Annotated in this window: 2 protein-coding genes; both read right to left on the bottom strand. The window is 67.7% G+C overall.

What is annotated here, in order from left to right; genetic code table 11:
- Window positions 1–740, bottom strand: a 740-nt coding sequence (locus tag DSD28_RS25690) for a PLP-dependent cysteine synthase family protein (protein ID WP_119259270.1), incomplete at its 3' end; no start/stop codon positions are given.
- A 3-nt stretch (window positions 741–743) separates the two neighbouring features.
- Window positions 744–1,157 (bottom strand): Rid family detoxifying hydrolase, encoded by a 414-nt coding sequence (locus DSD28_RS25685; protein WP_119259271.1) that lies wholly within the window; start codon window positions 1,155–1,157, stop codon window positions 744–746.
- Window positions 1,158–1,174: the final 17 nt, after the last annotated feature.

Genomic DNA, 1,174 nt, shown 5'->3' with positions numbered 1-1,174 from the left:
TCCATGTCGCCGCTCTTCCAGGCGTCGTAGAACACCGAGTTCTCGACATCCGTCACGCAGAGCCGCGTGGCGAGGTTGCGGTAGCGGATATAGCGCCCGATGGTCGCCGAGGTGCCGCCAGTCCCCGCCCCCATGATCACCCAGGCCGGCACCGGATGGGCTTCCCGCTCCATCTGGCCGAAGATGCTCTCGGCGATATTGTTGTTGCCGCGCCAGTCGGTGGCGCGCTCGGCATTGGTGAACTGGTCGAGATAGTGTCCCTTCGTCTCCGCCGCGATGCGCGCGGCCGTCTCGTAGACCTCGCCCGGCTTGTCGACGAAGGCGCAGCGCCCGCCGAAGCGCTCGATGACGTCGATCTTCGTGCGGCTGGTGCTGCGCGGCATGACGGCGATGAAGGGCAGGCCGAGCAGGTTGGCGAAATAGGCCTCGGAAACCGCCGTCGAGCCCGACGAGGCCTCGACCAGCGTGGTGCCCTTGCAGATGCGGCCGTTGCAGATGCCGTAGAGGAAGAGCGAGCGGGCCAGCCTATGCTTCAGGCTGCCGGTCGGATGGGTGCTCTCGTCCTTGAGATAGACCGAGATGCCCTTCAGCCCCTTGAAGACAGGATTGACGAGGTGGGTGTCGGCCGAGCGGCGGGCATCGCCCTCCAGCATGCCGATGGCCGCACGCGCCCAGGCGCGGTCGGCGCAATCGAGCGAGGAGACCGGTTCCGGGCCAGGCGAAGTTGCGGCACCGTTCATGCCTCACTCCCCCTTGAGCGCGATGACGGCCTCGATCTCCACCTGCGCATCTTTCGGCAGGCCGGAGACCTCGAAGGTGGCGCGGGCGGGATAGGGGGCGGAGAAGAACTCGCCATAGGCCGCGTTGATCTCGGCAAAGCGCGAGAGGTCGCGCACGAGCACGGTGGTCTTGACGGTGCGCGCGATATCCGTGCCGGCGGCGCGGGCGATGGCGGCGATGTTGCGCAGGCATTGCCGCGCCTGCTCGACCGGATCGTCGGAGGCGAAGGCGCCGGTCGCCGGATCGATCGGCAGCTGGCCGGAGACGAAGAGCAGGCCGTTCACGGCGATCGCCTGCGAATAGGGCCCGATGGCCGCCGGCGCATCGGCGGCGGTGACGGCGCTGAGGCCTGCCTTGAGATCGGAAGTGGAAACCATCGTCAGCTCCGTTCTGG

Origin of the sequence: Shinella zoogloeoides (assembly GCF_003574625.1) — a bacterium.
In the GTDB taxonomy this organism is placed as follows: Bacteria; Pseudomonadota; Alphaproteobacteria; order Rhizobiales; family Rhizobiaceae; genus Shinella; species Shinella zoogloeoides_A.
This window is presented reverse-complemented; position numbering and strand designations above follow the sequence as displayed.